This window comes from Bacillus marinisedimentorum, assembly GCF_001644195.2.
In the GTDB taxonomy this organism is placed as follows: Bacteria; Bacillota; Bacilli; order Bacillales; family Bacillaceae_O; genus Bacillus_BL; species Bacillus_BL marinisedimentorum.
This window is the reverse complement of record NZ_LWBL02000013.1, coordinates 45,186-70,828: the sequence shown is the minus strand read 5'-3', so window position 1 is coordinate 70,828 and position 25,643 is coordinate 45,186. Positions and strand designations below refer to the sequence as shown.

The 25,643-nt window shown below is 47.2% G+C and carries 24 protein-coding genes; 15 read left to right on the top strand and 9 right to left on the bottom strand.

Translation table 11 applies throughout. From position 1 onward, the window contains the following. Positions 1-13 precede the first annotated feature (13 nt). The 7 genes from A4U59_RS03900 to A4U59_RS03870 all read left to right on the top strand — a co-directional run bounded on the left by A4U59_RS03900 (position 14) and on the right by A4U59_RS03870 (position 8,386). Positions 14-376, top strand: a complete 363-nt coding sequence (locus tag A4U59_RS03900) for a phasin family protein (RefSeq protein WP_070119877.1) — start codon at positions 14-16, stop codon at positions 374-376. A 48-nt stretch (positions 377-424) separates the two neighbouring features. Then, entirely contained in the window at positions 425-2,071 is a 1,647-nt protein-coding gene (locus A4U59_RS03895; protein ID WP_070119875.1) for an ABC1 kinase family protein, read from the top strand. A gap of 132 nt (positions 2,072-2,203) precedes the next feature. Continuing rightward, positions 2,204-3,379, top strand: a complete 1,176-nt coding sequence (locus tag A4U59_RS03890; protein ID WP_070119873.1) for an exonuclease SbcCD subunit D — start codon at positions 2,204-2,206, stop codon at positions 3,377-3,379. 2 nt (positions 3,380-3,381) lie between these two features. Further along, positions 3,382-6,798 (top strand): AAA family ATPase, encoded by a 3,417-nt coding sequence (locus tag A4U59_RS03885; RefSeq protein ID WP_070119872.1) that lies wholly within the window; start codon positions 3,382-3,384, stop codon positions 6,796-6,798. 253 nt (positions 6,799-7,051) lie between these two features. After that, positions 7,052-7,354 (top strand): HNH endonuclease, encoded by a 303-nt coding sequence (locus A4U59_RS03880; protein ID WP_070119870.1) that lies wholly within the window; start codon positions 7,052-7,054, stop codon positions 7,352-7,354. A 93-nt stretch (positions 7,355-7,447) separates the two neighbouring features. Continuing rightward, positions 7,448-7,882, top strand: a complete 435-nt coding sequence (locus A4U59_RS03875; protein ID WP_070119868.1) for a peptidylprolyl isomerase — start codon at positions 7,448-7,450, stop codon at positions 7,880-7,882. Positions 7,883-7,927: 45 nt separating this feature from the next. Then, positions 7,928-8,386, top strand: a complete 459-nt coding sequence (locus A4U59_RS03870; RefSeq protein WP_070119866.1) for a hypothetical protein — start codon at positions 7,928-7,930, stop codon at positions 8,384-8,386. A 581-nt stretch (positions 8,387-8,967) separates the two neighbouring features. On the opposite strand, the gene A4U59_RS03865 is transcribed toward A4U59_RS03870, so the two are convergent. The 6 genes from A4U59_RS03865 to A4U59_RS03840 form a co-directional block, all read right to left on the bottom strand. Then, the gene (locus A4U59_RS03865; protein WP_070119864.1) at positions 8,968-9,183 is read right to left on the bottom strand and encodes a spore germination protein; all 216 of its coding nucleotides are present in this window, start codon (positions 9,181-9,183) and stop codon (positions 8,968-8,970) included. Positions 9,184-9,253: 70 nt separating this feature from the next. Next, complete coding sequence (locus A4U59_RS03860) at positions 9,254-9,646, bottom strand: spore germination protein GerPE (protein ID WP_070119862.1); 393 nt, start codon at positions 9,644-9,646, stop codon at positions 9,254-9,256. After that, positions 9,646-9,831, bottom strand: coding sequence for a spore gernimation protein GerPD (locus A4U59_RS03855; RefSeq protein WP_070119860.1), 186 nt, complete (start codon positions 9,829-9,831; stop codon positions 9,646-9,648). The genes A4U59_RS03860 and A4U59_RS03855 overlap by 1 nt, the downstream gene beginning before the upstream one ends. A 2-nt stretch (positions 9,832-9,833) precedes the next feature. Then, complete coding sequence (gerPC, locus tag A4U59_RS03850; protein ID WP_083270642.1) at positions 9,834-10,457, bottom strand: spore germination protein GerPC; 624 nt, start codon at positions 10,455-10,457, stop codon at positions 9,834-9,836. Positions 10,458-10,461: 4 nt separating this feature from the next. Next, positions 10,462-10,701 (bottom strand): spore germination protein GerPB, encoded by a 240-nt coding sequence (locus A4U59_RS03845; protein WP_083270641.1) that lies wholly within the window; start codon positions 10,699-10,701, stop codon positions 10,462-10,464. 184 nt (positions 10,702-10,885) lie between these two features. Further along, positions 10,886-11,107, bottom strand: a complete 222-nt coding sequence (locus A4U59_RS03840) for a spore germination protein (RefSeq protein WP_070119858.1) — start codon at positions 11,105-11,107, stop codon at positions 10,886-10,888. 147 nt (positions 11,108-11,254) lie between these two features. Between A4U59_RS03840 and A4U59_RS03835 the strand changes: the two genes are divergently transcribed. From A4U59_RS03835 to A4U59_RS03820, 4 genes are all read left to right on the top strand, one after another. After that, a complete protein-coding gene (locus A4U59_RS03835; protein ID WP_070119856.1) occupies positions 11,255-12,838 on the top strand; it encodes a long-chain-fatty-acid--CoA ligase in 1,584 nt (527 codons plus the stop codon). Positions 12,839-13,637: 799 nt separating this feature from the next. Further along, entirely contained in the window at positions 13,638-14,858 is a 1,221-nt protein-coding gene (locus tag A4U59_RS03830; RefSeq protein WP_169823908.1) for a DUF418 domain-containing protein, read from the top strand. A gap of 2 nt (positions 14,859-14,860) precedes the next feature. Then, positions 14,861-16,057, top strand: coding sequence for a DUF2157 domain-containing protein (locus A4U59_RS03825; RefSeq protein WP_070119852.1), 1,197 nt, complete (start codon positions 14,861-14,863; stop codon positions 16,055-16,057). Then, positions 16,050-16,586, top strand: coding sequence for a GDYXXLXY domain-containing protein (locus tag A4U59_RS03820; protein ID WP_157888130.1), 537 nt, complete (start codon positions 16,050-16,052; stop codon positions 16,584-16,586). The genes A4U59_RS03825 and A4U59_RS03820 overlap by 8 nt, the downstream gene beginning before the upstream one ends. Positions 16,587-16,637: 51 nt before the next feature. Here the strand turns inward: A4U59_RS03820 and A4U59_RS20775 are convergent, their stop codons facing one another. Continuing rightward, positions 16,638-16,799 carry an aspartyl-phosphate phosphatase Spo0E family protein gene (locus A4U59_RS20775; RefSeq protein WP_083270640.1) on the bottom strand — a complete coding sequence of 54 codons (162 nt, stop codon included), beginning with the start codon at positions 16,797-16,799 and terminating at the stop codon, positions 16,638-16,640. A 156-nt stretch (positions 16,800-16,955) separates the two neighbouring features. On the opposite strand from A4U59_RS20775, the gene A4U59_RS03815 reads away from it, so the two are divergent. After that, positions 16,956-17,726 carry a TatD family hydrolase gene (locus A4U59_RS03815; RefSeq protein WP_070119848.1) on the top strand — a complete coding sequence of 257 codons (771 nt, stop codon included), beginning with the start codon at positions 16,956-16,958 and terminating at the stop codon, positions 17,724-17,726. Positions 17,727-17,747: 21 nt separating this feature from the next. Further along, positions 17,748-18,662, top strand: coding sequence for a fumarylacetoacetate hydrolase family protein (locus A4U59_RS03810; protein ID WP_070119846.1), 915 nt, complete (start codon positions 17,748-17,750; stop codon positions 18,660-18,662). A gap of 71 nt (positions 18,663-18,733) precedes the next feature. On the opposite strand, the gene A4U59_RS03805 is transcribed toward A4U59_RS03810, so the two are convergent. Both A4U59_RS03805 and A4U59_RS03800 read right to left on the bottom strand, forming a co-directional pair. After that, positions 18,734-20,161, bottom strand: a complete 1,428-nt coding sequence (locus tag A4U59_RS03805; protein ID WP_070119844.1) for an NAD-dependent succinate-semialdehyde dehydrogenase — start codon at positions 20,159-20,161, stop codon at positions 18,734-18,736. Positions 20,162-20,684: 523 nt separating this feature from the next. After that, positions 20,685-21,887, bottom strand: coding sequence for an ornithine--oxo-acid transaminase (locus A4U59_RS03800; RefSeq protein WP_281183315.1), 1,203 nt, complete (start codon positions 21,885-21,887; stop codon positions 20,685-20,687). Positions 21,888-22,045: 158 nt separating this feature from the next. Here A4U59_RS03800 and A4U59_RS03795 point away from each other — a divergent pair, with 158 nt between their 5' ends. Both A4U59_RS03795 and A4U59_RS03790 read left to right on the top strand, forming a co-directional pair. Continuing rightward, positions 22,046-22,390 (top strand): YisL family protein, encoded by a 345-nt coding sequence (locus A4U59_RS03795; RefSeq protein WP_070119840.1) that lies wholly within the window; start codon positions 22,046-22,048, stop codon positions 22,388-22,390. Between the two features lie 285 nt (positions 22,391-22,675). After that, on the top strand, positions 22,676-25,609 hold the full coding sequence (locus A4U59_RS03790; RefSeq protein ID WP_070119838.1) for an EAL domain-containing protein: 2,934 nt from the start codon (positions 22,676-22,678) through the stop codon (positions 25,607-25,609). Positions 25,610-25,643: the final 34 nt, after the last annotated feature.

Sequence of the window (25,643 nt, the reverse complement as noted above, 5' to 3'; positions counted from 1 at the left end):
GAGGAATACAGTTATGAATCCGTATTTACGAAGAGGGCTGCTGCTTGGCCTCGGCATTGCTGCAGCCAGCAAGGAAAAAGTTGAAAAGTATGTGAATGACCTGACAGTGAAAGGGGAAATTGCACCCCAGGAAGCGAAAGAATTGCTGAACAGCCTTCTTTCAAAAGGAGAATCGGTTGAACAAAAATTCAATGAAGATTTCAAAGCTGATGTGAAAGAAAACATCCAGGAGCTCGGTTTTGTGACAATCGAGCAATACAGAAACCTTGAAAAAAGGATCAGGGAGCTTGAAGCAAAACATATGGAATACAGTGAGACAGAACCGGACAGTATGAAACCGGCTGAAGATTTATCTCCTGATGATTTCAATCAATAATAGCGCTGGAAAAAGGTGAAGCTGATGTTTCGCAGAAGATTTCGACATATGAACCGTTACAGGGAAATCGCAGTAATTTTATCAAAAAATGGTTTCGGCTATATTCTTGATGATATCGGCCTGTTTCATATGCTGTCATTACCGAAACGGGTGGCGGCTGACTTCAAAAAGCCGGAACACTCGTCAATTGGGCCGAAACTTCGAAAAACGCTGGAAGAACTTGGCCCGACATTTATTAAACTTGGGCAGATTCTGAGCACGCGGCGGGATATTTTTCCGGTTCCGATCATTAAGGAGTTGGAAAAGCTTCAGGATGACGTCAATCCATTTCCTTTTGAGGAAAGCAAAGCGATAATTGAAGAGCAGCTTGAAGCGCCTCTTGATTCCCTTTTTGATGATTTCGGCGAGGAGCCGGCTGCATCTGCTTCAATCGGGCAGGTGCATCTTGCCCTGCTGAAAGACGGTACGAAAGTGGCTGTAAAGGTGAGGCGTCCGGATATCGTGCGGCAGGTAGGGGTAGACCTTTCCATCATGAAAGAACTGGGAAGGCTGCTGGAACAGCAATTTGACTGGGCCCGTTATTACCGGGTCAGAGATATTATTGATGAGTTTTCCCGTTCAATTAAGGATGAACTTGACTACACGCTGGAAGCCCATCATACGGAGAAGGTCGCCAATCAATTCAAGGATAATGAGAATATCGTCATCCCATCAATTTACTGGGATTATTCAACAGAAGCCGTTCTTGTCCAGGAATTTATCAAAGGCGAAAAGCTGGGTACGGTGGAAGGGCTTTCTGATGAAAAAAGGGAGGCGCTGGCTGACAGTCTCGTCAACTGTTTTTTCGAGCAGATCTTCATCCACGGTTTTTTTCATGCCGACCCTCATCCTGGCAATGTTTTTTACCTGCCGGAAGGGAAGCTTGCGCTGATCGATTTCGGCCAGGTCGGCAGGCTGACAAAGACGATGCGCTATCAGTTTTCGAGCCTTGTTATTGCCATGCTGAAACAAGATCCGGAAGCAATCATGGAAACGTTCATGGATATGTCCCTTGTCGATTCGGATGTGGATGAAAATCGGCTTCGTTCTGATATCGAGCTGCTGAATCAAAAGTATTTTGATATGAAGTTAAGCGAAATCAGTATCGGGGATGCTGTCAATGATTTGTTTATGGCGGCACAGCGCAACAATATTATCATACCGGTTGAATATACGATTCTTGGAAAAGCCGTTTTGACTGTCGAATCTCTTGCGGAAGAACTTAATCCGGATCTAAGTATTTTGAAATTGGCAGAGCCCTACGGTAAGCGTTTGGTAAAAGAACGGTACAACCCCAGGCGGGTCGGCGAGCAAGTCTGGGATGACCTCAAGGAGTGGGGGGAGCTGCTGCAGACACTTCCCAAACAGACTCGTGATCTGCTGTCGAAGACCAATAAAGATAAGCTCCGGATCAATATCTCTTTACCGGAAACGCAGCAGCTCCTCTTTAAGCTGGACCGGATCAGCAACAGAATTTCATTCAGCATCACATTGCTTGCTTTCAGTATCATTGTGGTCGGATTGATCATCGGTTCGACATTTGGCAACTCTTCGTCTATCCTGACGGAGGTTCCGGCAATCGAAATCGGATTTGTGATTTCGTTCCTAATGTTTTTATGGCTCATTTATTCAATTTTGAAATCCGGAAAGTTTTAATGGTGCTGAGCAATCGGCACCTTTATTGCGAAAATCTGTTTGACTGGCCCCTTTTCGTCACAGGCAATCGGCGGAAGGGTCTTTTTTGGCAATCTGGCAGGTTAACAGAATAATAGAAAGGGGCGGGGAGATTTGCGGCTTATACATACGGCCGACTGGCATTTGGGGAGGACGCTGGAAGGAAGAAGCAGATTGGCCGAACAGGCTGATTTTTTGGAGGAACTCGCAGACATAGCAGAAGAAGAACAGGCAGATGCGATTTTGATGGCAGGTGATGTATTTGATACCGTCAATCCGCCTGCTGCAGCAGAACAGCTTTTTTATGAAAGTGCTGCACGGCTTTCTGATGGGGGGAAGCGGCCGCTCTTTTTCATATCTGGAAATCATGATAATCCCGACCGGCTGTCAGCGGCATCACCGCTTGCCGGCAAGCACGGCATTCATTTATTCGGCCTGCCGGACTTACAGCCGTTCAAAACGGTGATTCCTTCAACAGGCGAAGAAATCAACCTGGCCTTGCTTCCGTATCCTTCAGAAGCAAGGCTGAGGGAACTGCTTTCACAGGAAAATGCCGAAGAAATTCTTCAAAAACACTATGACCGGAAAATCAAAGCGATTTTTGAGAAACTGAGCGAGTCATTTACGGATGATGCCGTCAATATCGCCATGAGCCATATTTATGTCGCCGGCAGCAGTTCAAGTGATTCCGAGCGGCCGATTGAAGTGGGGGGCGCCTATACCGTTTCCGCCGACAGTTTGCCGGAAGGTGCGCAGTATACAGCACTCGGCCATTTGCACCGCCCCCAGAATATCCGGAAGGCGACACGGCCGGCAAGGTATTCGGGTTCGCCGCTTGCCTACAGTTTTTCCGAATCCGGCTATGCGAAGTCAGTGACAGTTATTGATGTAAAACCAGGCAGTGAAGCAGAAGTGAAGGAAATTCCGCTGTCCAGCGGGAAGCCGCTTGTGTCCTGGAAAGCGGTTGACGGTCTGAATCAGGTGTATCACTGGCTTGATGAAGGGAAAGATGCCAATTCATGGATTGACCTGGAAATCCATCTAAAAAATGCATTATCGCTGGAAGAGATACATCGGCTTCGAAAGCTGCACAGCGGATTTATCCATATCAGGCCGGTATTTGAAACAAAGGCGGAAGAAGAAAGCAGGCAATCGGCCAGCAGCCTGCCGCTTGATGAACTGTTCAAACGGTTTTATGCAAGGCAAACAGGCGGAGCGGAACCTGAACCTGAACTGACAGGCATGTTCATGGAACTGGTGAATGAAGACCAGCCGGAAGGGGAGGAGTAATCATGCGACCGATAAAGTTGGTTGTATCAGGACTGCACAGTTTCCGGGAACCGCAGACCGTCCAGTTTGATTCGCTGTGCGATGCCGGTGTTTTCGGCATATTTGGGCCGACAGGAAGCGGAAAGTCTTCGCTGCTTGATGCCATGACACTCGCCCTGTACGGCAAAGTGGAACGGGCGGCCAACAATACACAGGGCATCCTGAACCATGCCGAAGATGAATTGCACGTATCGTTCACATTCCAGCTCAAGGATGCCGCTGTGTCGAAACAGTATACGGTGGAGCGCCGTTTCAAGCGGACGGGCGACGTCACTGTGAAAACATCGGTCTGCCGCCTCATTGATGAAAGCGACGATGAGAAAACAATTGTCATGGCGGATAAAAACAGTGAAGTGAATCGTGAAATTATGGACCTGCTGGGACTGACGATCGATGACTTCACCCGTGCGGTCGTGCTCCCGCAGGGCAAGTTCGCCGAGTTTTTATCTCTTAAAGGTGCAGACCGGCGCCAGATGCTGCAGCGCCTTTTCAATCTGGAAAAGTACGGTGATGAACTGAACCGGAACATAAGGAGTAAAATTGGCAGGAAAAAAACAGCGTACGAAAAAATCATCTCAGAACAGGCTGGACTTGGAGATGCTTCCGATGATGCGCTCAAAGAAGCAGAAAAAGCCGCATCTGAAGCGGACGCATTCCTGAAAAAGTGCGAAACGGAATACGAGAAGGCTGAAACACTCTATCAGCAACAGAAGGAAAAATGGGAACTTCAGAATCACAGGGAAAAACTGCTGAAAGAAAGAGAAAACGAACGGTATCGCGAAGAAGAAATGAAAGCCTTGCAAATACAGCTGGAACACGCCCGCATGGCAGACCGCCTTTCCCCTTATCTTGATGAATATGAAACGGCGGCAAGCCGCAAATCGAAATGGCAGCATGAAAAAGAACAGGCAGCCGCAGCCTTTGAAGAGGCACAGTCCGAGTATGGCAGTAAGGAAAATCAATATAAACAGGCTAAAGAGAGTCGAGAAAAAGAAGAGCCGGTGTTGACCGTAAAGGTTGAACAGCTGAAGCAGGCAGCAGAAACAGAGAAAGAAATGGACATCCTCAGGCAAGAAATAAACGGACTTGAACAGAAGCTGAAAGAAACCGGCAGCCGGATCGATAAGGAAAAGACGGAGCTTGAAGACCTGCAGGACAAGTATAAAAGAGGACAGGCCAAACAGCAGCGGCTGAAAGAAGAGCTTGAAACGGCAGCGGTATCGCCGAAAGAGCGTGAAGACATCCGCCGGGCCAATGAATCAAGGACACATATCCAAATCGCAGAGAAAAATAAACAGGAAGCTGAGAAGGAACATGCGGATAAAAAAGCGGCATGGGAAGAATCGAACAAGAAACATGAACGCTTGCTGCAAGAAGAGCAATCAATTCAAAAGAAGGGCACCGCTTTATTCAAGACGCTGGAAACACAGTTCCACCATGTGAGTGAACGGCTATATGAAACTGAAAAATTGGAAAGCTATCTACTCAGTCGGATTGAAGAGAAAGAAGCAGAACTCGATCAGGCAAGAATAACAGAAATCGCATCAGGACTGGCGGCCTCCCTGAAAATAGGCGAGGCTTGTCCCGTTTGCGGATCGATTGAACATCCTGCACCCGTTCATGGAAAGGTTCAATCTGCCGGCCTGCTGCAGCAGGATATGAAGGAGTTAAAAGGAACGATTGACAGCATCCGCAAAGAAAGCCGAACGCTGCACCAATTTAAACTGCAATATGAACAGCTGTCTGAACGGATGAGCGAAGCCCTTTCACCGGAAAGAATAGAACCATCAAGCGCGCAAAAAGAGGTGGAACCGCTTGTCGAGCTTGACCGCGGCCTTTCAGTGGAACAGCTGGCAGAAACCGCCTTCCGGCTTAGTACGGAAACGAAAGCGCTGAAACAGGACTTCCTCGAAACAGAAGAAAATGTCAAAGCCGCAGCCAGGAGTCTGACAGAGATTTCCCGCCGCCTTCAGCAATCATCACAGACCGTAGAAGAACTTGAGAAAAGTCTTGAAGAAAAACGGAAAAAGTTGGACAGCGCGGAAAACGAAATCGAAGAAAAAAGGGCTTTCTGGTCAAAAGAATTTCCTGCATTTTCCCTTCAGGAAGCTGTGAGGTTGCAGCAAGGCATCATGGAAAAAGACAGCCGGGCGGAAGAACTGAAAGTAAGCATCGAAAAAAGTGTCCGTTTTTTGGAAGACTGGGAGACTGACATTGAAAAACGGAAACAGAACCTGACTGACCTGCAATTAAAAGTGGCGGAACAGAAGTCGAACCTTTCCTATAAAAAAGAGAGTTATGAAAAAGCAGAAACGGCATTGAAACGGCAGGCCGGCGACCGTAAGCCGTCAGAGCTCCTGGAAGAAACATCCGGCAAACTGGATCGTTTGAAAAAGGAAGAAACCTTTTTCCATGAAGCATTTGAAAAGACCCGCAAGCAGCTGCAGGAGGCTGAAAAACGTTTATCCGCCGCATCACACTCATTAAAAGATTGCGATAGCCGCTTGCGGGAGACGGAAGAAAAGTGGCTCCGCGTCTTGAACGATTCACCATTTACCAGAGTTGAAGAGGTAAAAGAGGCGAAGCGAGATGAAAAGGAACAGCAGCAATGGCAGGCCGAAGTCGATCAATTCAGGGAAAAGGTGAACCAGATCGAGCATGAAATCGGCCAGTTGAATGAGAAAATCGGAACTGCCGCGCTAACGGTTGAAGAGTGGAACCAAACACAAGAGCACCGGGAAATTATAAAAAAGAAAGTGAATGCAGCGCTCCAGGATAAAGGCGAGAAGATGAAATGGCTGAGTGTGCTCCAGGAAAATCATAGCCGATACGAAACACTGGATGAACAGCGGATTGAAGTCGAAAAGGAACTTGAAAAACTCGGGAAACTGCAGCAAGTGTTCCGCGGCAATCAGTTTGTCGAATATATCGCAGAAGAACAGTTGATTCAGGTCGCCCGTGAAGCATCGGAACGGCTCGGGCAGCTCACCAGGCAGCGTTATGCAATCGAAGTGGACTCCGCCGGCGGTTTTGTCATCCGGGATGATGCAAACGGCGGAGTGAGGCGGCCAGTCTCAACGCTTTCCGGCGGGGAGACATTCCTGACGTCACTCGCACTGGCCCTGTCTCTGTCTTCGCAAATCCAGCTCCGCGGCCAGTTTCCGCTGCAGTTCTTCTTCCTGGATGAGGGTTTTGGCACTCTTGATCATGAACTGCTCGATACCGTTATGACGTCACTGGAAAAATTGCAGTCAAGCAGCATGGCAATCGGTGTCATCAGCCATGTCCAGGAATTAAGAGAGCGTATGCCGCGAAAACTGATTGTGAAACCGGCCGAACCATCAGGAAACGGAAGCGTCGTTTTTCATGAGATGATGTAGAATCCGGCGTCCAAGTATCATATAGTTCTGTTATTGAAATGCTTTTGCCCGGAAATCCGGCTGGGGAGCTCGGCAGGAACGAGTAAGGAAAGTTTGTCCGTAAGCTCAAGCAAAGAGAGTGAAGGGCATTATCAACCGCGACTCGTCTGATAAAAACCAGGCCCAAAATCAACAATAAGGTTTGACAAGGACATTCATGCCAAATTAAAGACGGTTATGGATGGTAACAAAATTATTTTCAGGGGTGACGAATATGGGCCCAAAAGGAAACAGCTCCGGAACATGTGAGTTATGCGGGCGCAGCGGCGTACAGACAACTGTGCATCATCTGACCCCAAAAGAAAAGGGAGGAACTTTTTTGCCGGCCGCCACACTCTGTATACCGTGCCATAAACAGGTACATGCACTGTTTTCAAATGAAGAACTTGCCGCCGCCTTAAATACGATCGGGGCATTACAGCGCAACGAACACATACAAAAATACTTGAAATGGATTCGCAAACAGCCGCCTGCCAGGGTGCCGCGGACGAAGAAGTCGCTCAGGAAAAAAAGGTGAAATCCCATCCGATTATGACTGCTTGTCTTTTGGGGCTTTTTTCAAATACAATTGTAGTGCATGCTAAAAATGAATTTTTCAGGAGGAATCATAATGAACAAAGGTTCGATCGCATTTGAAAATGGAGAAGTAATAGAGTTTGACTTATATCCAAACGAGGCACCGGGGACGGTGGAAAACTTCGGCAAGCTGGCGAATGAGGGATTTTACAATGGATTGACGTTCCACCGTGTTATTCCTGGTTTTGTAGCCCAGGGAGGCTGTCCAAAGGGAAACGGGACTGGAGGCCCAGGCTACACAATCAAATGTGAAACCGAAGGCAATCCCCATAAGCATGTGCCGGGCGCGCTCTCCATGGCACATGCCGGAAAAGACACCGGCGGCAGCCAGTTCTTCATCGTTCATGAGCCGCAGCCGCACCTGGATGGAGTGCACACTGTTTTCGGCCAGGTGACAGAAGGCATGGATACTGTGCTCCGTATTAAAGCCGGGGACGTCATGAAAGAAGTAAAGGTGTGGGAAGAGTAAACCGCTGTCAAGCGATCAGTTACATTGTGCAGGAGGAAGATATGTATGCTCTCATTTGAAGAAAAACTTGCAATAGCAGAGTCATTTCCTGAGTTGGAACGAAAGGACGTTTCATTGGGCCGGATTAATTTCCACTTCGACGAGAGTATAAGGGACAAAAAGAATGTCGTTTATCACCTTCATCCGAATGGCAACGGCTTTGTATATGGAAAGTATGTGGATGGATATGTTACAGACGGCAGAGGCATGGTTAACATCCGTGATTTTTCGGAGGAAGAGCTGCGGTCGATCATTAAAGAATCGATTGCTTCACTTGCATATGCTCCTTCAGACACCGATGATGCATTTGAGGAAGAGTGGGTCAATCAGGACAATCAGCGCCTTGTCCTGATGCGTGAGTACGAGATGTGGAACGTATATGCCGGCTTGAATTTGGACGGCACCTTTCCTTCGTATAATGAAGCCAAACAGTATCTGGAGGAAGAAGGATTCAGACGTTCATGAATAGGAAGACTGCCCGCTCTGCGTGTAAACGTGTTCGGTTTTCGAGTATAAATCAGTAAATCGAACACCAAATAGCAGCCCAATTCGCAATTGAATTGGGCTGTTTTTTTATTGATAGGCTGTGTTAAAGCTCAATGTTGATTTTTTCACTAGTTGATTGGAGTGGAAGGTGCGAGACTCCTGCGGGACTAGCGGGACAGGTGAGACCCCGCAAGAGCGTAAGCGATGAGGAGGCTCACCGCCCGCCCCGCGGAAAGCGAGTACCTGCAACGGAAATCAACACTAACGTTTAACAGAGCCTATTGATAAAAGATTGTGGAAGAAGCGAGACCCTGAAGCGGAAATCAACTCTCCGCTGTAAAAGCGGGCGGGCTTCTATTAATATCCAATAAAGCAGGATAAGTCCTTTGAATCTATGCCGGGGAGCCGATGGTACAGCACACCGAAAGGCGGCCGGTACGGCAGCCTTGCCCGGATAAATGGGAGTTAAGAGTTAATGCAATAACCTAAGCCAATGCATACAGACTGACACACGAAAGGCCTGCGCCGCTAAACCGGCGCAGGTGATTCTGTTCTCTGTGTCAGGCATTTGCGCTTACATTGGAATCAGCCGCATCAGGATCACCAGTATTCGTGGAGCTAAGTCCGTTATTTGTATTCACAAAGTTACCGGTGTTAAAGCCGCCTGATCCTGCATATGTTTTGCCGGTGCTTTTCGGGGAGACATAAAATGTGTCTCCGAAATTTACCACGCCTGACGCTTCATTGATATTTACCGGACCGACTATTGATGGCATGAAGATACACCCTTTTTTCGTTCTAACGTTATAGTTCAATTTATGAGAGCCGGCTTCATTTTGTTCGGGCTTATTCTTCTTCCGCATTTTCTTCGTTTCTCGATTCAAGCTGCCTGATATGCTTGACGCGGGCTTCAGCTTTGATCCAGCAAGTAGAACCGATATGAAGAGCGCTAGATGATGATACACCCTTGATATCTATCTTATTTACCCGGATCAGAGGCTCTTCGTATATGGCTGACATCGTAAAAGGCACCCGGACGGGGGGCGGAGGGAGAATGTTCCGCTTGAACAGGGGATAATTGAAAGCTCCTTCCCTGTCAAAGAAAATCTGCTGTTCACGCTGCACCGCGAGCGCCCGTGATTTCAAATTCAAGTGATTGGAATCACCGATTTCGAACACGGAACTGAAAATGACAGATCCGGCCAAAATCTCCTTTACAAGCGAAATTCTGCTGTACATCAGCGTCCTGTTTCCGGTGACAGCGGAACGAATGGACCGATGATCAATGATTCGGCAGGCGTATCGAATATGGAAGAAAGCGCAATCGATTCTGTATCACCGACAAGAACGATCGATGAACTTGATACCCCGAGGATACTTATATCACCTACAGCCAATTCCCTGTTTACGACGGTGTAATGCATCTTCATTCTCCTTTCGGCAAATGTTTGATAAACGCCTCGATTGCGTTCCGGATATCGTCTTTGACACGCGCGGCGACTGCATCGGCCGTCTGATCGGCATTCGCACGGCTGTCTGATTCCTTATTGTACTGCTGTACATAATAAAGGATGCGGCTTTCGAGCTGATTGTCGATATCATTGACAATCAGCTTACGGTATTCCTGGCTGAGAGGCTGCCCGTATTTATGTTCCAGTTCATCAAGGAGGGCAGGCCCTTCTTCTTTTAAATAACGATTCAGCTCCTCCTGGACATTGCTCATCAATTCTTCATCCATGAACGGAACGGTATAATCAAAACCGGGGCCCGGACCTGGAGTGCCGGCATGATTGACGAGCATCTCTTCGATCGGTTCGCCTCCGGACGGTGTCAGGCCGATATTCAATGTCCCCTCTAGTGTCTCGATTTTCAACTGATCAAAGCTGTACTCGATTCGTTCAATGCTGGTTCCAGGCTGTTCTTTCAGATTCTGTACCTCTTGCCGAAGCTGCTCAATTTCAGTTTCCATTCTTTTGATTTTTTTCTGCTGATACTGATGAAAGAGATGCATTTCATGCAAGTACTGGAGCAGCTCATTTGAACAAAACATAAGGTCACTCCTTCATTTGAGAAAGACCACGGCTATATGGAGGCTGGAGGGGAACCAGCGGGGTGCCCGTTCCTCCCTTGGGCTGCACTGGTTCCGGTGCCGGTTCAGTGAATCCGCCTGTGTTATACAGATTGGAGAGCGTTCTGATCATGCCGGCGCTCCCAATTTGAAGAACGGAAGAATTGGTTATGCCTCCTATTTTAATGGTCTGAATCATAATGGATTGCGTGACGAAAAGTTTCAATCGACCACGCTCCTTTTCTTTTTAAGCTGAATCCGCAAGGCTGTACCCATTTGAACCCCATAGCGCTGCAAGGCTATGGGGTTGTTTATGATTTTCGTGCCATCGGCTGCTTAAAGTTTCGCTGAAAGGTCCTTTTTATAAAGATATATGAAGGAGAAAGCAGAATCAGTACATGCAAATTATGCTAAGCATTTGCAACCTGGGGCTGGTCAACCAGGTCGCGGTCCAATGTATTTGTCTGACTGTATTCGTTATAATTTCGGACTACTTCACCGGTATTGAAGGATCCGGCCCCGGAAAACGTTTTCGATGAACTTCGCGGCGAAATGGAGAAAACATCGCCGATGTTGAATACTGCGGAAGAAGAAACGGTTTGAACGTTGACTGCTCCTACGATCGAAGGCATACAAAAACACCCTTTATTTGTTCTTCCTGAACAGTATATGAAGCAGATTGGGCTTCTGTTCCCCGTTCAGAAGATACATATGTGAAAAAGCAGAAATATTATGGTAAGATAAATTGGAATATTCTAAACATTTAAAGGGGGATACACATGGAAGTGCCTTTGCTGTTGATGGATTTCTTGGACAGGGCAGTGAAATTGTATGGAGACAAAACCGCAGTGATCGATGATGAAAAGAGCTTGACATACAGTGAGCTTGAAGGACGGGTAAACAGGCTGTCACATGGGTTGAAGGATCTTGGCGCGGAAAAGGGGGACCGTATCGCATATCTTGCTCCGAATACCCTGGAAATGCTCGAAGGCTTTTATGGAGTTTTCCAGACAGGCGGCATCATGGTGCCGCTGAACATACGCCTGACGCCAGAAGATTATTTATATATTCTAAACCATAGTGAGAGCAAGCTGCTGTTTGTCGATGAGGAATTGTACCACTTGATTAAGCCGATTATCAAGGACCTCGAAACGGTGGAAAAAATTATCGTACACAACGGCAAAAAGGATGGGCCTGAAACAGCATATGACGACTGGCTGTCGCAGTACCCTGAAACATCCTTCAAGAGGGCGGACCTTGATGAAAATGATGTCTGCAGCCTCTTATACACGAGCGGGACAACAGGCAAGCCGAAAGGTGTCATGCTCACCCACCGGAATAATTATTTGCATGCACTAAGTGTCCAGCACCATTTGCGTGTATCTGATTCGGATGTCTATCTCCACGTCCTGCCGATGTTCCACGTCAATGGCTGGGGCGGCCCTTTCTATTATACCGGGAACGGGGCAACACACGTCATGCTCAGAAAGGCGGTTCCTGAGGTCATTGTCGACAAGCTTCAGAAACACGGGGTGACATCAATGCACATGGCGCCGACAGTCTTGAACAGTCTCCTTCAGTATGCTGAACAGAACAAACCTGTCCACGAGCAGGATGTCCGGGTGGTTATCGCGGGTTCCGCTCCGCCGCCATCCTTCGTTTCCAGAGTTGAGGACGAACTGGGATGGGAGTTCATTCAAGTATACGGAATGACAGAGTCTGCACCGCTAAGCACATTTTCCATTCCGCGCGCGCAGCATCACGGGTTGCCGAAAGAGACATTGCACCGCCTGAAAGCTAAAGCTGGTTATCCGATGATCGGGACCGATGTGAAAGTCGTGAATGACCACGGTGATGAAGTGGCGTGGAATTCCCAGGAAATCGGTGAAGTGCTGACGAGGGGCAATGGTGTCATGAAAGGTTACTGGAAGAATGATGAGGCCACCATGGCGGCAATTCGTAATGGATGGCTCCATACAGGTGATATGGCGGTTGTCGATGAACTTGGGAATATTGAAATCGTTGACCGTAAAAAAGACATCATTATCAGCGGCGGTGAAAACATTTCTTCAATCGAGGTCGAAGGCGTCTTATATGAACATCCGCAGGTTGTGGAGGCGGCTGTCATCGCTGTACCCCATGAAAAATGGGGAGAGACACCGCATGCATTTGTTGTCAAAAAAGAAGGGGAGGAATTGACAGAGCAGGATCTCATCGCCTTTGCGCGTGAACATCTTGCCCACTTCAAAGCGCCGACCGCTGTAACATTTGTTGAAGAACTCCCTAAAACAGCATCCGGTAAAATCCAAAAAGTACAGCTGCGCAAAGAATTCTGGGAAGGCAAAGAACGGCTTGTTAACTAAATAAGAATTATAGTCTCCGCCAAATGAAGCGGAGGCTTCTTGTTGTTAAGGGAACTACGAAATTTCGGATTGTGGGATCTGTTTGCTGCAACAGACAACAAGGATACAGTGAAAAAGAGATTCGGTATGGAACTGCAGTAATGCATGCTCTGATTATCCTGGCAACCCGGGCCGGTGTGTGCAGGGGTCACTTTTGGCCTTAGTATGGAAAAAAGTCCAAAGAAAATTGGTCAGATAAACACCAGGAATGGCAATGAGTTACGATTCGGTGCCTGTAATGTTCTCAAACAACAAATTTATGTGCACTGAAATCTGATTCAGTACGTGTAAAGCAAGCCTCCCGCCAATTAAGTGCACTGAATATCGATTCAGTGCCTGTAAAGCAAGCCTCCTGCCAATTAAGTGCACTGAATTCCGATTCAGTGCCTGTAAAGCAAGCCACCCGCCAATTAAGTGCACTGAATTTTGATTCAGTGCCTGTAAAGCAAGCCACCCGCCAATTAAGTGCACTGAATATCGATTCAGTGCCTGTAAAGCAAGCCACCCGCCAACTTAAGTGCACTGAATTCCGATTCAGTGCCTCAAAAACAATCCTTCCGCAAATAAAGGAACGGCAGGCGAGCTTCCGTTCCTATAATATCCTCATGCAGCGGAGTATGGCGCCTGGATTTTATTCATGGCCTCAAGCGTGCATTTTGTTCTGAAATGTTGCTGGCCACCTGCACTGCACCATAATACATTCTGCTTTATTCTTTCAACAGACTCATTCCCTGGCTTGTAGTACAATAAAAGGAGAAAGGTGGTTGCAAAATTGGAAGGGAAGGCACAGCCGGTCGGAGGAAAAGAAAGGATTTTATCACTTGATATAATAAGGGGATTTGCAATATTCGGGATCTTCCTCGTGAACATGGAGGATTTTCGCGCTCCATGGCTTTATCTGGATATCGGCCAAATATGGGATCGTCCAGCAGACATTGCTGTTCAGCGTTTCATCGATATTTTTGCCCAGGCCAGTTTTTATACCCTGTTTTCGTTTTTGTTTGGATACGGAATGATCATCTTTATGGAACGTGCCGAAGCGAAAGGGTTTGCCGCATCAAGGTTATTTGCAAGAAGGCTAGCCGTGCTGCTTATTATCGGTATCCTTCATGCCTTTTTTATCTGGCACGGGGATATTTTGATCACATACAGTATTATCGGCTTTATTCTCATTCTTTTTCATAAACGAAGTGCGAGGACCCTTGCGCTGACAGCACTCGCCATCATTGCAGTGAAAGTGCTGCTGATCGGCATGATGCTGACGGCTGTCAGCATGACGGATAGCGGCATGGAATACAATGTTTCGAAACATCCAATGGTGTATGAGTCAATTGAGATATACGGATCAGGAACCTATGGGGAGATTACAAGCCAGCGGATCAAGGATTGGTCGTATGTTAACATCGCCGGGGGCGCTGGGCCGGTATTTCTGTTTTTATCCCTGTTCCCGATGTTCCTGCTCGGGGCCGCCGCTTCAAAAATCTGTTTGTTTCAAGATACTGAAGACCATCATGGTTTCCTTTTAAAAATTTGGATTGCTGCGTTTGCGTTTGCAATCGTGTTTAAGTTTCTGCCGTACGTAATCGGGCATTCACCTGCTGCAGATTACTTTCAGGATGAAATCGGCGGCCCTGCCGCAGCCCTTTTTTATGCATCATCAATCGTGCTGTTTACGAAGAAAAAAACCTTTTCCCGCTTGATGAGCCCGTTTGCTGCTGTTGGAAAAATGTCAATCAGCAACTACCTGCTTCAGTCGGTAATCGGCACACTCATTTTTTACAGCTACGGCCTCGGGCTGTATGGAGAAGTGGGGCCTGTACCTGGCACTATTTTGGTGATTTGTATTTTTGGTTTGCAGGCAGCTGCAAGTATCTGGTGGATCAAACGGTATCGATTCGGACCGGTTGAGTGGCTGTGGAGAGGGTTGACATATGGTTCTTTTCAGCGCTTCAAACGTTTGGAAACTGAAAAGGAGGGGTGACAATGTCCCGCCAATGGTTGAAAAAAGAAGGCCCGAAATGGGTAAAAGACGGAGTTATCACAGAAGGCCAGTACCATGTTTTGCTTAAACGCTATCCGCGGAAGCGGTACAAAAGCCTGTTGCCGCTATTTGCCAGTATCCTGATCGCACTGGGAATTCTAAGTTTCGTTGCTGCAAACTGGCAGCAGATTCATGAACTTGTACGTGTCTCAATTATTATTACGGCAATGGCTGCTTTCTACTGGATTGGATTCCGGCAGTATGAAAAAGGAAATGACAGGGCTGGCGCCGGCCTGGCCGGTATCGGGGTGGCATCATTCGGTGCCGGGATTTTTCTGATCGGGCAAATGTTTCACTTCGTTTCCTTTACCGCTTCACCATTTATTTTGTGGGCCATTGCCGGACTGGGGGCAGCAGCCCTGATACCAAGCCGGTTCCTGCTCATTCTTCCCATGCTGATTTCGATTGCGGGACAGGTATATATATTCGGAAACTTTAATTCGTTCAGCTATATCCTGGCTGCGATTTTTCTGTTAGGAGCAGGGCACTTTGTCTATCACCGTGCTTCGATTGAAACAAGTGCCGTTTTCGGACTGGGCTATGCGGTTACAGGACTTCTCTTTGTCATTGCTGAGCTCGAATCGGGGCTGTGGATGCCGGTCCTGCTTGCGCTCCTTTATTTTCTCGGTGCGGTGTCGGGCAAGAACAATGTTTACTGGCCATTTCGGTGGGTGAGCCTGTTCGGCGGTGTTGTTTTTAGCCTTTTCATGGTGTTTTCCGGCGGCATTGCGGAAGAACTTTCACAACCGGTGCTGCTTGCGGTATTTTTTTCAGCAGCGGCAGCAGTGCTTTTCTTGATCGTTTCCAGGACGGATAAGGCTAACCTTACTGATATCCTCCTGTTTTTGCCGTGGTTTTACATTGGTGAGGCAGCGGATGTTTTTTATGTGATCCTGCTGCTCATCTACAGTATTCTAAGTCTGCTGATCGGCTATAAAGAAGAACGGATTGAAAAAATTAATTTTGGAACGGTCGTGTTTCTTGTCAGTACACTTGCTGCTTATATTCATCTGGCCTGGGATTTTATGCCGAAATCCTTGTTTTTCCTTGTCGGCGGTGTACTGCTTTTCGCATTAAGCTGGTATCTGGAGAAACGCCGCCGGGCAGCCGGGGGCAGTGGAGGCGGACATGATGAGTAAGAAAATGCTGAAGACAGCCGGAATTCTGTTTATCGCAGCCCAGGTGCTTGTATTGATGGGGCTTACGGCTTCGTATTATCTTGCTGAAGATGTCGGCGAAGAGATCCGGCTGAAAACGGAACCGATCGACCCCCGAGATTTATTTTACGGTGATTATGTGTATTTAAATTATGAAATCAGCACGTTACCGGAGCACCTCTGGAGGTCGACAGAGCCTATTCCCCGTGAAGGGCGCAATGAAAAGGTATTTGTCCTGCTTGAGCCCTGTGAATCTGTTTATTGTGCGGAAGGGGTATATCACGAAAAGGCGGAAGGCAAGGAAGGCGTGTGGGTTTCCGGATTGCTGAACTATTATGACCAGTACAGCAAGACAATGAGAATACAATATGGCTTTGAAAAATATTTTGTGCCTGAAAATACCGGGACCCAGTGGGAACGCCGGACTGAACAGTTTATTGTGAAAATCAGCATCACGCCCTGGGGCCAGTCAAGAATTCTTGAAATTTCTGAAGAGAGGGAAGAAAAGTAAGGGCGCCTTAAAGGGCGCCCCTGGTTATTATTTTTGAAAACTTTTCTTGTTTTAGGCGTAGCGTTTTACAGTACCTGCCCGCGTATACTGCAGTTTGTTGAGGAGGTTGTCCAATTCTTGGCTGCACTGCACCGTTTTACTATTAGTGAAGCCATATAAAAACGCGAGCTTCACCAGTTCTTCCCGTTTCATCTCTACTGTTTTCTCTATCATCCCTGTAGGCTCCTTACTCATTTTTTCTTATGTAAATATAGCATTAAAAGGCGGCTAGGAGTATTATCTAATAAATTGATCTGCCTGCATAGACTTTCGATAAAAGAAGTGGGAAATATACAAAATTCTACAGAGACCAGCAAGGGAGCTGATAAAATGTATGATGCGCATATCCACCTGGATAAATATGAGGACGGGGATATCCCTGCATCCATTGAACGGTGGAAAGCTGCTGGTGTAAAAGGTGTGGTAGCTGTATCCACGGATCTGCCATCGAGTTATAAAACGCTTGAATTGAAGGAGAAGTTTCCGGATTTCATTAAAGCTGCTGTCGGTTTTCACCCGGAATACGAATTGCCTGCGGAAGGTGAAATTCTCGAATGGCAGACACTTTTAAAAAAGGAAAGGGAACTGATCAGCGCGGCAGGGGAGATCGGACTCCCATACTATGAAAGGGAGCGCCTCGGCATCTCTTCATTGGATCCATATATTGAAGTCTTTGCAGAGTACGTTAGGACAGCCAGGGCACATGACCTGCCGGTTGTACTGCATGCTGTACATGAAACAGCTCTGCCGGCGTTTGAAGTATTGCAGAAAGAACGGCATTTCCGTGCCCATTTTCACTGGCATAAAGCACCGAAAGAGGTGACGGAAAAGCTAATCGAAGCCGGATATTTCATATCTGTCACACCCGAAGTTTGCTGGCGGGAGCGTGACCGCATGCTCACTGCTCATGTTCCATCAGACCGGCTCCTTCTGGAAACAGACGGACCCTGGCCGCTGGGCGGCTTGTTTGAAGGGAAGAGGAACAGCCCTCTGCTCCTGGAAAAATCGGCGGCAGCCATCGCGGAAATAAAAAACATTTCGATAAAGGAAATAAAACAGGTAACAGCGAAGAATACAGAGAAAATTTATGGGAAGCAATAGCCAAAAGGGGGAGACATCGTTTTGAAATTTATTACAGGTCAAACCGAAAGCCTGCCGTTTGTCGGTGTTCTTACGGACGGGGACCGGACTGTCGTGGATTTACATAAAGCGGAGCAAGTTATGGACAGAAAGGAAATCGTCCCAAGCACTATGCTGGAAGCGATAAACATGGGGAGCATGTTCATCAAGCGGGCAGAGGAAATTTTGTCATGGATCGAAACACAGCAAGACCATCCATATTCCTTTGATGTGGAGGAAGTCAAACTTCTCGCACCGATACCGCGCCCGGCAAAAAACATTTTTTGCATCGGAAAAAATTACCGTGACCATGCGATTGAGCTCGGAAGTGAAAAAGATGTTCCGGAAGCGCCGATCATTTTTTCAAAAAGCCCGACTGCTGTGGTCGGCCATCAAGCCCCTGTACATTTGCATAAACATGTTACCGCTCAGCTTGATTACGAAGGGGAACTTGCTGTCATTATCGGAAAAAAAGGCAGAGCGATCACAGAAGAAGATGCGTTTCAACACATATTCGGCTATACCATTTTAAATGATGTGACAGCGCGCGATCTTCAGCAAAAGCATAAGCAATATTTACTCGGCAAGAGTCTTGATACATCTTGTCCAATAGGGCCCTGGATTGTGCACCGCTCGCAAATACCTGAACCGGCGAAACTTAAGATTGAAACGAGAATCAATGGAGAGGTACGGCAGCAGGGATCACTGAATGAGCTGCTCTTCACCATACCGTATTTAATTTCGATCATTTCCAGGGGGATGACGCTCGAGCCGGGTGATATTATCGCAACCGGAACGCCGGCAGGGGTCGGAAAAGGCATGAAACCGCCTCGTTTCTTAAAAGCGGGAGATCTGATGGAAATCACAATACCGGAAATCGGTACATTATCAAATATGGTCACAGATGAGGGGCAATGATCACTTCCGACTCTGGCTTTGTTCCGCTAAATCAAGAAGAAACCGCAGGCTTCTTGCCTGCGGTTTTTTCTTTAATCAATACCGATTGAAACGTATTTTGTTTCAAGATAGTCTTCGATGCCTTCAATTCCGCCTTCACGCCCAATGCCGCTTTGTTTCATGCCGCCGAACGGAGCCTGTGCGGCCGACGGAATTCCATCGTTCCAGCCGATGATTCCGTAATCAAGCGCATTGACGACTTTGTTGCCGTTTGTGACGCTTTCCGTGAACACATAGGCGGCCAGACCAAATGGTGTATTATTGGCATGGCGGATACCTTCTTCGATTGTGGAGATCTTCTGAATAGGCGCAACCGGTCCAAATGTCTCTTCATTCATTATAATCATACCTGGTTTTACATCGGTAAGAATGGTCGGTTCATAAAAATAGACTCCGTCATTTACATATCCTTTGCCGCCCGCTGCGGCAGTAGCACCCTGTTTGACCGCATTTTGAACATGGTTGTCAATTTTTTCGTACCCTTCTTTATTGATGATCGGACCAATTTTTGTGCCTGCCTCCATCCCATTGCCGACTTTGAGTTCTTTTGTTTTCGCTACGAATTTTTTTGTGAACTCATCAAGGATGTTTTCCTGAACATAGATGCGATTGCCGCAAATGCAGGTCTGTCCGCCGTTTCGGAATTTGGAAGCAATGACGCCGTCAACAGCTTTATCGACATTTGCATCATCCAGAACGATGATAGGTGCATGTCCGCCAAGTTCCAGTGAGATTTTTTTCAGGGAATCGGATGCCTGCTTCATAAGCATCTTGCCGATTTGCGTCGATCCTGTAAAGGTGATTTTGCTCACGTGCGGATGGCTCAGCAGCTCGCCGCCGATTTCAGCCGGGTCGCCTGTAATGAGGTTGACAACGCCTTTTGGAATACCGGCCTGTTCTGCCAGTTCAACGATTTTGACAGCGGTAAGCGGAGTTTCCTCAGCTGGTTTCACGACAAACGTACAGCCGGATGCAAGTGCAGGCGCAAGCTTCCGGGTGATCATGGCTGCCGGGAAATTCCACGGTGTGATTGCGCCGACCACGCCGACAGGCTGATGACGGACTTCCATGTGTTTACCGTCTTTATGCGGGGGAATCGTCCGTCCGTACACCCGTTTCCCTTCTTCAGCAAACCATTCCACATATGATGCTGCATAGCGCACTTCGCCTTTAGATTCTTCAAAAGGCTTGCCCATTTCTTTTGTCATGATTTCAGCCAGCTCATCCTCGTTCTCAAGCATAAGATCGTTCAGTTTTTTCAGGTAGCCGGAACGTTCGTAAGCGGTGAGGTTCTTCCACCCCTCAAATGCTTCGTAAGCGGCGTTAATCGCCTGGCGTGTCTCTTTTTTGCCGCCCATCGGAACAGAACCGATAGTTTCTCCGGTGGCAGGGTTGTTCACTTCCAGGCGCTCCAGGTCGCCGCCTGTCCATTCTCCGTTAATAAAAAATTGTTTTTCCAATTTCCACCCTCCTATTTTCTTGAAAACTTTCATGCACATACTGTCTCTAGTATAAATTCCTTTTCTGGATTTGTTTTAAACGGGGTTTGACAGGTTTGCAAGGCTGTTAAAATATTGAAGAACAAAAGTGCCTGTATATTGCAAGAGTGTGTTGTTCAGACATAACGGGTTCTGTTTTGGATAGGGATGAGGAGGCTCAGGCCACCCTCCGGCAAAGCAGACACCGTGAGTGCGGCCGAAGGGAAGCAGGAATGGATGCCGCATTTGTGCCCGTGCTGAAAGAGAGCAACAGCATCCGGAAATCAACTCCCCGTTTTGAAATGCTATGTGTATGAACAGGCTATTAACCGGATTTACAATTAAAGGCTGCTATAAAAAACGCTCAGATTTTTTTAAAAAAATCTGAGCGTTTTTCTTTACCGATTATAATGTTCCGATACTACATAGCGCCTTGCGGTCACCCGTCATGTGTGGAGACTGGCTGTTTTCCATTTGTAAAACGGTTACAAGGATAATCTGCCTTTTATGATACAGCCATAACTTTCTTAATTTTATCAATCGCCCAGTCCAGGTCTTCTTTTGCAATGATTAGCGGAGGTGCGAAGCGGAGGACATTTTCATGTGTCTCCTTGCACAACAGGCCTTCTTCCTTAAGTTTTTCAGCATAAGGGCGGGCTGGTTCCGTCAATTCCATGCCAATGAACAGGCCTTTGCCGCGGACTTCTTTTATGACCGGATTACTGATTTCACGCAGTTTTCCCATCATATACTCACCAAGTTCAAGTGAACGGTCAGCCAATTTTTCATCTTCAAGGACTTCCAGCGACGCGATGGAAACGGCGCAGGCGAGCGGATTTCCACCGAAAGTCGATCCGTGTGAACCTGGTTCAAATACGCCGAGCACTTCATTATTGGCAGCAACACAGGAGATCGGGAATACGCCTCCGCCAAGTGCTTTGCCGAGAATGTACATGTCCGGTTCGACATCTTCCCAGTCGCAGGCAAACGTTTTGCCGGAGCGGCCAAGGCCTGCCTGGATTTCATCCGCAATAAACAATACGTTATTTTCCTTACACAGTTCAGACGCTTCCTTTAAGAAGCCTTCAGGAGGAAGGATGATGCCAGCTTCACCCTGGATCGGTTCTACGAGGAAAGCGGCTGTGTTTTCTGTGATTGCATTTTTCAGGGCATCAATATCCCCGTACGGTACAATTTTGATGCCAGGAAGCATGGGACCGAAGCCCCGTTTGTATTCTTCGTTGGAAGATAATGAAACCGCTGTCATTGTCCGTCCGTGGAAATTGTTTTCACAGGCGATAATTTCAGCCTGGTCCTCCTGGACGCCTTTTACATCATAAGCCCAGCGGCGGGCTGCTTTAACGGCGGTTTCAACCGCTTCAGCACCTGTATTCATCGGCAGGACCATATTTTTGTTTGTCAGGCCGGTCACTTTTTTGTAAAACGGTCCGAGCTGGTCGTTGTGAAAAGCACGGGAGGTCAGCGTGATCCGGTCAGCTTGTTCTTTTAACGCTTCGATAATTTTCGGATGGCGGTGCCCCTGGTTGACTGCGGAATATGCACTCAGCATATCCATATATCTGGTGCCTTCGGGATCTTCCACCCAAACCCCTTCCGCTTTGGAAATGACAATAGGAAGCGGATGGTAGTTATGTGCGCCATATTCTTCGGTTAAATTAATGATTTCCTGTGTCTTACTCACTGAAATCCCCTCCGATTCTAAAATATCGACAAAGCCGCATTTCTAATTATAACACGTGTCAGGCCAAAGAATTCAGAACGTTTTTAAAAATTCACTTAATTACTTGTTAATAGTGGAAACGTGATATGATAGAAACACAATGATACCCGAAAGGAGAACGACTAATGATTCATGCTCACGTTACATCATGGTTCCTGGCAATTGCCCTGTTTTTTGTCGGTTATTATTTGCAAAGGGTTGGGAAAGACAAACCTAAAAAGATCGTCCACAACATCCTGCGGCTGTTTTATCTTTTTGTGATCGGTACAGGATTTTACTTGCTTTGGGCCTTTTATTCTTTTTATGATACAGCAATTTTCAAAGGGGTTCTCGGCCTATGGCTGATTTTTGCCATGGAGATGATTCTTGTGAAAGAGAGTAAAGGAAATAAGACGTTTGCATACTGGGTTCAGTTTTTGATCGCACTTGTTCTTGTCTTCTTTTATGGTTACATTGTTCTCGATTACTAATAAGGTAAAAGCTGCCCTTACCGGCAGCTTTTTTATATAGGAAAATGAATCGGCAGCAAGAAAGTGTTTCGGCGAAGCGGTCATTTTTAAAAATATCGATAAGTGCACCTGCGCTTCTGTCTTAGCCTAAAGGCCCGCCAACCGGCGAGTTTCCGTTATTTCATAAAGAGCATGATGACCACCCAGGATTTAATGACTTTAAAAGATAGGTAATTGTGCCGATATAAAGGACAGGCCGATGTTTTATGGAATAATGGCCTGAACAAATCGTGTGGCGGTGGGAATGTGAAAACTTGGAACACTCTTTATGAAACAAAAGATAAATTGGAACGGTTCATAGAAGAGCATGATATCCGGACAGCCGGGAACGTGCTTGTCCAGGTTTTTTCAGGTATCGCTGACCGGGACTATCTCCAGCAGCTCACTGATGAAATAGTGGAATTGCTGCCTGAAGCGGCTGTTATTGGAGCAACAACTGATGGCGAAATAAATAACGGGGAACTCAGCTTTTCTGCAACTGTCATAACGTTTTCGGCTTTTAGGAACACCGAGCTCTTTACCGCTCATATAAATTGGGGGGACAGCAGCACCGGCAGCCGGGCAGAAGGGAAGGATCTTGCCCGAAAACTGGGCTGTGCCAATCCGCAGGTCATGCTAGTTTTCAGTGATGGGCTTAATACGGAAGGAAGACAATTTATAAAAGGGGTGGAGGACATCCATCCTGGTGCAGTCATTGCCGGAGGAATGGCCGGGGATAACGGGCTGTTCCGGGGAACATTTGTGATCGGAGGCCGGAAGGTATTTGAAAATGGTGCAGCAGCAGTAGCTCTTTGTAATGAAACACTGCAGGTCAAAACGTTTTTGAACAGGAACTGGACAAGGGTCGGGAAGACGATGGCTGTGACGGAGGCGGCCGGGAGACGCATCATTACAATTGATAATGAACCTGCCGTGGACGCTTACCGTAAGTACCTTGGCTTCACCTCTGATGATGAACTGAAGATGGCTGCTTCTGGTTTTCCGCTGATGACTGAGAGGGAAGGGGAGGAAATCACCCTGTTTGTCAGCGGCCTGTTTGATGATGGATCGCTTGAAGTGACTGAGTTTGTTAAGCAAGGGGAACAGGTTCAGTTTGCTTATGGGAATGTCGAAGCGATGGTGAATGATGCCGGATTTATCGGAAATGAGCTGAAGAACTGGACAACTGAAGCGGTTTTTATTTATTCCTGCATGGCAAGGAGGCGCTTCCTTCAGGATTTTGCCAGCTATGAACTGGAAGCTTTGAATATCGAGTTTCCAACTTCGGGTTTCTTTTCTTACGGTGAGTTTTTCGGAGGCAATAATAAAGGAACAGATTTATTCAGCCAGTCTATGACGATTCTGGCGTTGTCTGAAACGGTGCCGGCAAAAGGAGCCATAGGTGCTGCTGTTCATTCTGGCAAGCGGGCAGCCGTACCGGATAAACACCGTCCGTTCATGGCCATGTCGCACCTTCTTCATTCTGTTACCGAAGAACTTCAGCAGCTGAATGGAAATCTGCAAGAGTCAGAACAGCTTTTCAAATCCCTTTTTGAACATAATCCTGATATCGTTTATTCCACTGACTTGAAAGGTTACATAATGAGTGTGAATCCTGCTTTCGAAAAAAAGTTCGGTGTGAGCCGGTCGGAAATCGAAGGGAGTTTTTCACTCGATTACATCGATCCGGAAGACAGAGAACGGGTGGCATGGCACTTTGAAAAAACGCTTCAAGGCTTTGAACAGCATTATGATCTTCTAGTTGATGATCAGTATGGAAACAAGGTTCACATGCAGGTGAAAAACGTTCCAATTATGATCAATGGTGAAATGGTCGGTATGTTTGGGATCGGACGGGATATGACTGACCAGAAAGAAGCGGAGGAACAGATTTCGTTTCTGGCTTATCATGATCCGGCGACAGGATTGCCGAATCGTTATTATTTGAAGGAGAAATTGGAGTTTCTCATGGATAGGGCAAAACAGACGGGTATTCCGCTTGCCCTGCTGTTCATCGATCTTGACCATTTTAAAGTGATAAACGACAGTCTTGGCCACCAGGTCGGCGATGAGATATTAGAGATCGTGATCGAAAGGCTGAAAGGGGCTATGCCCGGGAATGCCTTCCTGACCAGATTTGGCGGCGATGAATTCATCATGATTGTGCCGCATCTGGATTCGATGGATGAGCTGGTCAATATCGCCCGCAGTCTGCTGTTTGCCCTGTCAAAAGTTGTATACTATGCCGCCCGCGAATTTTTCATTACCGCAAGCATCGGGGGGAGCGTTTTTCCTGATGACGGCGAGGATGCCGGAACGCTGATAAAAAATGCCGATGCCGCTATGTTCCGAGCCAAGCAGCAGGGACGGAACCGAGTTGAATTTTATGCGACTGAAATGAACGAAACGGCCAGATACCGTCTCGAACTCGAGTCTTTTTTGCGCAAAGGGCTGCAAAATGATGAGTTCTTCCTTTGTTACCAGCCGATTATCGACCTTGAAAAAGGCCGGCTTACCGGAGCGGAAGCGTTGATTCGCTGGAACCATCCGAAGCTTGGACTTGTTTCGCCGGGAGACTTCATCCCGATTGCAGAAGAGACCGGCATGATTGAAGATATCGGGCGCTGGGTCCTGTATGAAGCGTGCAAGACGATGAAGAAATGGCATGATGACGGCTTTAATAGTTTGGCAATCGCGGTCAATGTTAGCGGAAAGCAATTTCAGAGTGACAGGTTTTTAAGGGACGTAAAAGAAGTCCTGCTTGAAACCGCCCTCAATCCAGCTTACTTAAACCTGGAATTGACGGAAAGTGTGATGCTGAGAAACACCAGCTATACGATAGATGTGATGACACAGCTTAAACAGCTGGGTGTAAAGGTGTCGATCGATGATTTCGGCACAGGTTATTCATCGCTCAGTTATTTGAAGGATCTGCCGATTGATTTCATTAAAATTGATAAGTCTTTTATCCATAATCTCGAGGAAGGCTCGCCGGATATGGCGATAGCCAAATCAATCATCACAATGGGAAAGGGATTATCAGTCGGGGTGCTTGCGGAAGGAGTGGAAACGGCCCGTCAGCTGGAAATGCTGAAAAGCTTACGCTGCCGCTACATTCAAGGATTTTATATCAACAGGCCGCTGACAGAAGAACTGTTTGAGGAAGAAATGGATAAACTTATCGAATACAAAAACCGCTGATAGATGATCAGCGGTTTTTGTATTGTCATCGTTC